The 393-nt window shown below is 38.9% G+C and carries 1 protein-coding gene; it reads left to right on the top strand.

The window, feature by feature from the left end; translation table 11 throughout:
- Window positions 1-88: 88 nt before the first annotated feature.
- Window positions 89-393: carboxypeptidase-like regulatory domain-containing protein (locus tag HC175_RS19975; protein ID WP_168139829.1), on the top strand; the 305-nt coding region annotated here is incomplete at its 3' end.

Here is a 393-nt window from a genome sequence, read left to right as displayed (position 1 = left end):
AAATTATTTCGATTTATTTTTTGGACTTTTTTCGAAAACGATGTAGTTCTGACCTTAATGTTATTGTTCAATTAAATCCAAGCTAATTATGCCACCAAAAATTACGGTATTTCTGCAGAGAATTCCTTTACTTTTTCTCTGTCTTATTCTCTCTGGCAACACCTTGTTTGCCCGAGACGGTTTTTCGCTTAGCAACGAAGAACAATTAGAGTCACAGTCCATAGTTCGGGGAAAGGTTATTTCCGAAAGTGATGGACTACCCTTGCCTGGTGTTACGGTTCAGGTCAAAGGAACAAATATTGGAGTGGTGACCAATTTCGATGGGACCTATGAAATTGTGGTGGTATCACCCGACGCTGTGTTAGAATTCTCCTATGTAGGTTTTAAGACTCA

It is taken from the genome of Salinimicrobium oceani (genome assembly GCF_012037645.1).
The sequence above is the reverse complement of the archived record's forward strand: the minus strand, read 5'-3'. Positions and strand labels throughout refer to the sequence as shown.